8 protein-coding genes are annotated in these 7,526 nt (G+C 69.0%); 4 read left to right on the top strand and 4 right to left on the bottom strand.

Annotated features, from left to right (window positions below):
* Positions 1-129 precede the first annotated feature (129 nt).
* The 3 genes from H7I57_RS28055 to H7I57_RS28045 form a co-directional block, all read right to left on the bottom strand.
* Complete coding sequence (locus tag H7I57_RS28055; RefSeq protein ID WP_264027704.1) at positions 130-723, bottom strand: suppressor of fused domain protein; 594 nt, start codon at positions 721-723, stop codon at positions 130-132.
* Positions 720-1,901 carry an ABC transporter ATP-binding protein gene (locus H7I57_RS28050; protein ID WP_264027702.1) on the bottom strand — a complete coding sequence of 394 codons (1,182 nt, stop codon included), beginning with the start codon at positions 1,899-1,901 and terminating at the stop codon, positions 720-722. Before H7I57_RS28050 ends, H7I57_RS28055 begins: the two co-directional genes overlap by 4 nt.
* 75 nt (positions 1,902-1,976) lie before the next feature.
* The gene (locus H7I57_RS28045; protein ID WP_264027700.1) at positions 1,977-2,504 is read right to left on the bottom strand and encodes a YflT domain-containing protein; all 528 of its coding nucleotides are present in this window, start codon (positions 2,502-2,504) and stop codon (positions 1,977-1,979) included.
* Positions 2,505-2,640: 136 nt separating this feature from the next.
* Here H7I57_RS28045 and H7I57_RS28040 point away from each other — a divergent pair, with 136 nt between their 5' ends.
* Positions 2,641-3,309 carry a DUF4190 domain-containing protein gene (locus H7I57_RS28040; RefSeq protein ID WP_264027698.1) on the top strand — a complete coding sequence of 223 codons (669 nt, stop codon included), beginning with the start codon at positions 2,641-2,643 and terminating at the stop codon, positions 3,307-3,309.
* 21 nt (positions 3,310-3,330) lie between these two features.
* Here H7I57_RS28040 and H7I57_RS28035 read toward each other — a convergent pair whose 3' ends face one another.
* Complete coding sequence (locus tag H7I57_RS28035; protein WP_264027697.1) at positions 3,331-4,287, bottom strand: HpcH/HpaI aldolase/citrate lyase family protein; 957 nt, start codon at positions 4,285-4,287, stop codon at positions 3,331-3,333.
* 26 nt (positions 4,288-4,313) lie between these two features.
* Here H7I57_RS28035 and H7I57_RS28030 point away from each other — a divergent pair, with 26 nt between their 5' ends.
* The 3 genes from H7I57_RS28030 to H7I57_RS28020 form a co-directional block, all read left to right on the top strand.
* Positions 4,314-5,609 (top strand): magnesium transporter MgtE N-terminal domain-containing protein, encoded by a 1,296-nt coding sequence (locus H7I57_RS28030; protein WP_264027695.1) that lies wholly within the window; start codon positions 4,314-4,316, stop codon positions 5,607-5,609.
* Complete coding sequence (locus H7I57_RS28025; protein ID WP_264027694.1) at positions 5,606-6,148, top strand: DUF1003 domain-containing protein; 543 nt, start codon at positions 5,606-5,608, stop codon at positions 6,146-6,148. The genes H7I57_RS28030 and H7I57_RS28025 overlap by 4 nt, the downstream gene beginning before the upstream one ends.
* 88 nt (positions 6,149-6,236) lie before the next feature.
* The coding region (locus H7I57_RS28020) for a lytic transglycosylase domain-containing protein (RefSeq protein WP_264027692.1) at positions 6,237-7,526 on the top strand (1,290 nt) is incomplete at its 3' end.

The raw sequence follows: 7,526 nt of genomic DNA, 5'->3' as shown, positions 1-7,526 counted from the left end.
AACCATGCAGACACGGCGTCGCAAGGCGACCACCAGCCCATTTTCACCCCGGAACGGGCGACCGCAAGGTCACATTGGCTGGAATGCAATTCCGGCGAGGGCGCTCAGGTGGGACTGGCGGCTCGCCGCTCAGGTGGGACTGGCGGCTCGCCGCCGCGGGTCCGCGGTGTCGACTCCGTCCTGCACCCACGCCTCCCTCATCGCCTCGGCACCCCTGAGCCGCACCCACGCCGCCTCCGTCGCGGTGATCGGGACGGCCGACAGCACGCTGACCGGCGACAGTGGATCCGGTAGCACGACGTCGTCGATGTCGCTGCGGCCCAACAGGAATGCCGTGAACGGCGCCCCCTGCCACAGCGGCGACTCCAGATCGATGAGGGCGTCGGCTTCCAGGATGAGACCCTCGACGGCGGGCGCGGCGGCGACCACCGCGACCGACCGTACAAGGCCGGTGGGCGAGGCCCCGCGCAGCGTGACCACCACCTCGGCCCGGGGTCCGCGCACCGGATCGGTGACCAGTTCCGCCGGATCGACCATCGGATGACGAGAGCACCCAACCGAAACATAGTGAAGCGCAACGATATCCGGCGCACCGAAGCGGACGACTGCGATGGGGTCCGCCCCAAGGAACGTGACGCCGGCCTCATCGGGTTCCGCGGTGATGCCGGCCCGCGTGAAATGGTCGCGAAGGTGGGCGCGGACCAGGGCGAGGACGTCGGTCACCCTGCGTCCGTAGCGCGGGAGAGGTTGCGGCCGGTGCGGGGATCGAAGATCAGGACCTTGGCGGGATCGAGAGCCAGCTGCAACGTCTGCCCCGCCTTCGCCGCGGAGTGTGCGGGAACGCGTGCGACGAACTCGTTGCCGCCGGACCCGACCCCGGGTGACGACTTTGCCACCTCGGCGAGTTGCGCCGCGCGCGCTTGCGGGCCGTCGACGCCGAAATGCACATACTTGTCCGCGCCGAGGGATTCGACCAACTCCACGATGACGTCGAACCTCAGCGCCTGGATCCTGGCGTACGCGTCGATCACCGCGGCGTCCTCGAGATGCTCGGGGCGCACACCCGCGATCAGGTCGTCGCGCGACTCCGACCGCAGCCGGTCGTACAACGGCCCGGTGAGCGGGATCTCGCCGAAGGGCAGGCGCAGGCCGAGGTCGGTCAGGGCGGCGGGGAAGAAGTTCATGGCGGGCGACCCGACGAACCCCGCCACGAACAGGTTCACCGGGCTGCGGTACAACTCGTCCGGCGTGGCGACCTGTTGGGCCTCACCATCGAGCATCACCACCACCCGGTCCCCGAGTGTCATGGCCTCCGTCTGGTCGTGGGTGACGTAGACCGTGGTGGTACCGAGACGCTTCTGCAATCGCGCGATCTCCGAGCGCATCTGGACGCGAAGCTTCGCGTCGAGGTTCGACAGCGGCTCATCCATCAAGAACGCCTTCGGGTTTCGCACTATCGCGCGCCCCATCGCCACCCGCTGCCGCTGGCCACCCGAGAGCTGACCGGGCTTGCGGTCCAGGAGATCGGTCAGGTCAAGGGTTTTCGCGGTCTGTTCGACCTTGTGCACGATTTTGTCTTTGGCCACCTTGGCCACGGTCAGCGGGAAGCCGATGTTCTGGCGGACGGTCATGTGCGGGTAGAGCGCGAAGGACTGGAACACCATCGCGACGTCACGGTCCTTGGTCGACCGCTCGTTGACTCGCTCACCGCCGATGAGCACCTCCCCCGAGGTGATCTCCTCGAGTCCGGCGATCATGTTGAGCGTCGTCGATTTTCCACAGCCGGACGGGCCGACGAGGATGACGAACTCGCCGTCGGCGATCCTGATCGACAGGTCCTTGACCGCCGCCGTGCCATCGGGGTAACTCTTGGTCACCCTGTCCATAACGATCTCAGCCATCGAGGGCAAACCGTAGGGCCAGAAGTGCCCGATGCGCAACATCTTCCCAGCGCATCCCGCATTTTGCGGGTGCGGTCAGATCGTCAAGCGCGCCAGGATATCCCGGCCCTGCTCGGCGCTCTGCGGATCACACAGCACGTCGTAGCGTCCCGCGACCAGTTGCATCGTGGAGCTGAAATCCCTTGTGCCCCGCGCCATTGCGTACGGGATCGCCGAGGTGATCAGCCCGAAGAACACGCCAGCGACCAGACCGGTGATCAGCGCGCTCCACGGGTTGGGGCTGAAGAAGCCCAGGATCAGGCCGATGAACAGACCCAGCCAAGCGCCGGTGAGGACGCCACCGCCGAGCACCTTGGGCCAGGTCAGTCTCCCGGTGACCCGCTCGACCTGCATCAGGTCGACGCCCACGATCGTCACGTGCTCCACGGGGAACTGTTGATCGGAGAGGTGGTCGACGGCCTTCTGGGCCTCTGCGTAGGTCGGGTACGACCCGATCGGCCACCCCTTGGGAGGAGTGGGCAGACCGACAGGGCGGCCCCGCCCAGAGGCGGGGACACCGGGTGCCGCACCGGGATTCTGTCCGGGCTGGAACGGGCTCGTCATGGTCTTCGAGAACTCCTTCGATCGCGCGACGTGCAACGCTTGTCTCCCGACAACGCTCCGGGCCTGCCAAAGGTGCCCCGACGAGCCTCACCTGAGTCTCGGGGGGTTCCCCGGACCTTGCGCTAGGTTTATCAGCATGACAAATTCGGATGACGACGCAGGCCGAATCGACCCCTCCGATTCCACCACATCCGGGTCTGAGCCGCCTTCCGCCGGCGACGAAGCGCCGCCGATCGAGCAGTCACCGAGTTCACCGATCCCGCAGACCGGCCCCCCGGAGTACACCCCGCCCGCGTACGACCAGCCACCCCCGTACGCCCCACCGACCTCGGGTTACGAGCCGCCGGCATACACCCCGACGTCCGGCTACCCGCCGTCCGGCGACTATCCTCCGCCCGACTATCCGCCGCCGCCCGCCGGTTACCCACCGCCGTATCCGGATCCGGGCTCGTCGCCCTACCCGAATGCGGGGTACGGGTCGCCGGGCTACCCGCCGCCGCCCCCCTACGGGATGTCCGGCGGGTATGCGCCGCCGCCCGCCGGATATCCGGGCGCCGATTACGGATACGGCCCGCCCGTGCCGCAGGGCACCAACTCGCTGGCGATCGCGTCGCTGGTCGCATCGATCGTCGGCGTGTGCTGCGGCATCGGGTCGATCATCGGCATCGTGCTCGGTGTCATGGCGCTCAACCAGATCAAGCAATCGCGTCAGGCCGGCCACGGTCTGGCCATCGCGGGCATCGCCGTGGGCGCGGTGACCTTCCTGATCAGTTTCGCGTGGACCATTTCGGCCATCGCCGCTTGACCCGGTACGGCACCGGTACGGCTAGGCAGGCGGCTGGAAAGGTGCGCCCGTGCGCTGCATCCCGGCGGCCCTGCCCTTGCCCGCGATGACGAGTGCCATCTTGCGGCTGGCCTCGTCGATCATCTCGTCGCCGAGCATCACCGCGCCCCTGGCACCGCCGGCCCTCGAGGTGTGCCATTCGTAGGCCTCGAGGATCAGTTCCGCGTGGTCGTAGGACTCCTGGCGCGGACTGAAGATCTCGTTGCCCGCGGCGATCTGATCCGGGTGCAGAACCCATTTGCCGTCGTAGCCGAGCGCGGCCGATCGGCCCGCCACCCGTCGGAACGCGTCGGTGTCGCGAACCTTCAGATAGGGACCGTCGATGGCGGCGATGCCCTGGGCGCGGGCCGCGACGAGGATGCGCATCAGCACGTGGTGATAGGCGTCGCCGACGTCGTATCCCTCGGGCTGCTCGCCCACCTCGAGCGTGCGCATGTTCAGGCTCGCCATCAGATCGGCGGGGCCGAGCACGAGCGCCTGCACGCGCGGACCGGCGGCGATCGCGTCGATGTCGGTCAGCCCCCTGGCGTCCTCGATCTGCGCCTCGATACCGATGCGGCCCACCGGCAGCCCGTGGGTGGCCTCGAGTTGGCTCAGGATCAGGTCCAGTGCGTGGATGTGCGACACGTCGGTCACCTTGGGCAACACCACGACGTCGAGCGCCGCACCCGCGGCGGCGACCACCTCGATGATGTCGGCGTGGGTCCACGGTGTCGTCCAGTCGTTGACGCGCACGCCCCGCAACTGACCGGCCCAGCCGGGCTCACCGAGCGCCGCCGCGACCTGCGCGCGCGCTTCGGTTTTCGCCTCCGGGGCGACGGCGTCCTCGAGATCGAGGAACACCTCGTCGGCAGGCAGGGTCTTGGCCTTCTGGATCATCTTGGCGTTACTGCCCGGCACGGACAGGCACGTCCGCCGGGGTCGGTACCGGTTTTCCACAACAACACTCTCTACCCTTGACAACCATGGCGTCGGTCAACAGGGTCTATGCGGCCCGGCTCGCGGGGATGGTGGCCCTTGGCCCCGACGGGGAATCCATCGGCCGGGTCCGCGATGTGGTCATCGGCATCAGCATCGTGCGCCAACAACCCCGAGTCCTCGGCCTCGTGATCGAGCTGCTCACCCGCAGAAGGATTTTCGTTCCCATTCTGCGCGTCACGGCGATCGAGCCCGGTGCGGTCACCCTCTCCACCGGCAACGTCTCGCTTCGCCGCTTCTCCCAGCGTCCCGGCGAGGTACTGGTGCTCGGACAGGTGCTCGACACCCTGGTCCGAATCGACGACCCGGACCTGACGCAGCTGGCGGGGATCGACGTCGTGGTCGTCGATCTCGCCATCGAGCAGACCCGCACCCGCGACTGGATGGTCACCAAGGTCGCCGTCCGGCCGCAGCGCCGTCTTGGCCGCCGCAGCAATGTGTACACCGTCGACTGGCAGCACGTCCACGGCCTCACGCCGTCCGGTCTGGCCATGCCCGATCAAGGGGTGGCGCAACTGCTCGAGCACTTCCAGGGGCAACGGCCGGTGGAGGTCGCCGACGCGATTCGCGAGCTGCCCGCCAAGCGCCGCTACGAGGTGGTCAACGCCCTCGACGACGAACGGCTCGCCGACGTCCTCCAGGAGCTGCCCGAGGACGAACAGGTGGAGTTGCTGCGTCAGTTGAAGACCGACCGCGCCGCCGACGTGCTCGAGGCGATGGACCCCGACGACGCCGCCGATCTGCTGGGAACGATGACCCCGGCCGACGCCGAGCAGTTCCTGCGCCGGATGGACCCGGAGGACTCCGAGGACGTGCGGCGGCTGCTCAGCCACTCGCCGAACACCGCCGGTGGGCTGATGACGTCGGGGCCCGTGGTGCTCGCTCCCGACACGACCGTCGCCGAAGCCCTTGCGCGGGTGCGCGATCCGGATCTGACACCGGCGCTGGCGTCGCTGGTGTTCGTGGTCCGCCCACCGACCGCGACGCCGACCGGCCACTATCTGGGCTGCGTCCACCTGCAGCGACTGCTGCGCGAACCACCCGCGGAGCTGGTCAGTGGCATCGTGGACACCGACCTGCCGTCTCTTCGGCCGGAAGACTCGCTCGGGGCGCTCACGCGCTACTTCGCCGCCTACAACCTGGTGTGCGGGCCGGTGGTCGACGAGGAGAGCCACCTGCTCGGCGCCGTGTCGGTCGACGACGTGCTCGACCATCTGCTGCCCGACGACTGGCGCGAACGCGAGGCCGAACCCGACATCGAGACCGCGGCGAGGACGCGATGAGCGAATCGTCGGCCCGGCAGCGCCTCGACACGCCCCGGGTATCACGATCGTTCACCCCCCGCTTCGACGTCGAGGCGGTCGGGCGGGTCAGCGAACGCATCGCCCGGTTCCTCGGCACGGGTCGCTATCTGGCGATCCAGACGATCATGGTGATCGTCTGGATCCTGCTCAACATGGGCGCCTTCGTCTGGCAGTGGGACCCGTACCCGTTCATCCTGCTCAACCTCGCGTTCTCCACCCAGGCCGCGTACGCGGCGCCCCTGATCCTGCTCGCCCAGAACAGGCAGGAGAACCGCGACCGGGTCTCCCTGGAAGAGGACCGCAGGCGCGCCGAGCAGACCAAGGCCGACACCGAATACCTGGCGCGTGAACTGGCGGCGCTGCGTCTGGCCGTGGGCGAGGTCGCCACGCGCGACTACCTGCGCCGCGAACTGGAGGAGATCCGCGAGATGATCGCCGACCTGCACCGACCGTCCGGCGACGGGGATGTCGGATCGAGCAAACACGCCACCGAACGGCGATCCAAGAAAAACTCATGAGACGGCTGTGGCGATTGCTGTTACAGCATCGTTGCCCAATAGGTATGGTGACTTGGTTCACAGGCGATCACACAGCTAGGACGGTTGAGTGCACATAGGGGGAGGACCCACCCTCCGGGCCGCGGGTCGTCGCGCTGGACGAGTGATCCGCACGCCGGCTTTCGGAGTCGCCGCCGTGCTCACCCCACTGCTTCTCGCGGGCGCCGTCGGCGCGTCCTCGCCGTCGGCGATGCCGACGCGGGATTCTGCGGTGCTGCCGCTGGCCGCGGTCGAACCCCCGGGTGGCCGCGCCGGCCTTTCGGTGGTGGCCGTCACCAAGACACCGACCCCGTTCCGCGTCGCCGCCTCCGCGTCGTCCGCACCGCCACCGGCAGCTGTGGTGAATTCCCCTGGCACACTTCGTATTCCGTCAATGGCTCTGGCGGCCTACCGCAACGCCGAGAGCATGATGGCGACCGCCTACCCCGGTTGCGGGGTGAGCTGGAACCTGCTGGCCGGGATCGGCCGCATCGAATCGATGCACGCCTACGGCGGCGCGACGGATGCTCGGGGCACCGCCGTGCGACCCATCTACGGGCCCACACTGGACGGCACGCTGCCCGGCAACGAGGTCATCGTGCAGAGTCGCAGCGCCGACCGCGTGACCTACGCCAGGGCGATGGGGCCGATGCAGTTCCTGCCCGGCACCTGGTCGCGGTACGCGTCCGACGGCGACGGTGACGGCAAGGCCGATGTCCAGAACGTCTACGACGCCTCCCTCGCGGCCGCCCGCTACCTGTGCAGCGGCGGCCTGAACCTGCGCAACCAGGCCGACGTGATGGCGGCGATCCTGCGCTACAACAACTCGATGGCCTACGCCCGCAACGTCCTGAGCTGGGCGGCGTCGTACGCGACCGGCGTGGTGCCCGTCGACCTCCCCCCGATCACCGGGTCCGTCCCGACGCTGGGTCCCGCGCTCGGCACCGGGATGGGCGATACCCATCTCGACCGGATCGAGGGTCTCGGGCCGGGCCTTCCGCTGAACGCCACGGGCCTGCCCGCCAACGATCCGCTGTCGCTGTTGCCGCTCATGGGCCGGACCGACGTGGCCGGCCAGATCTCCACCAACGTGCCCGGGTTCGCGCCTGGCCAGTCCCTCGGCCCGCTTCCCGGCCCGGCACCCGCGCCCCAGGCAGCACCGCAGCCGGTGACCCCGCCGCCGCCGGCGTGGCTGCCTCCATGGATGCAGCCGCAGCAGCAGCAGCCGGAGTGCGCGGTGTTCTGCATCCAGAGCACCGGCGCGCCGGCCGCACCACCGGCTCCACTCGGCCCGCCCGGGCTCGCACCGGCCCCGCTCGCACCGCCCGGACTCGCACCGCCCGCAGCGCCGGCAGCCGCG

Origin of the sequence: Mycolicibacterium pyrenivorans (assembly GCF_025821625.1) — a bacterium.
Taxonomy (GTDB): Bacteria; Actinomycetota; Actinomycetes; order Mycobacteriales; family Mycobacteriaceae; genus Mycobacterium; species Mycobacterium pyrenivorans.
The sequence above is the reverse complement of the archived record's forward strand: the minus strand, read 5'-3'. Positions and strand labels throughout refer to the sequence as shown.

Coding starts and splice junctions, on each gene's coding strand:
- H7I57_RS28050 (WP_264027702.1), bottom strand. CDS start 1,901: ATGGCTGAGATCGTTATGGACAGGGTGACCAAGAGTTACCCCGATGGC.
- H7I57_RS28045 (WP_264027700.1), bottom strand. CDS start 2,504: ATGACGAGCCCGTTCCAGCCCGGACAGAATCCCGGTGCGGCACCCGGT.
- H7I57_RS28025 (WP_264027694.1), top strand. CDS start 5,606: ATGAGCGAATCGTCGGCCCGGCAGCGCCTCGACACGCCCCGGGTATCA.
- H7I57_RS28040 (WP_264027698.1), top strand. CDS start 2,641: ATGACAAATTCGGATGACGACGCAGGCCGAATCGACCCCTCCGATTCC.
- H7I57_RS28030 (WP_264027695.1), top strand. CDS start 4,314: ATGGCGTCGGTCAACAGGGTCTATGCGGCCCGGCTCGCGGGGATGGTG.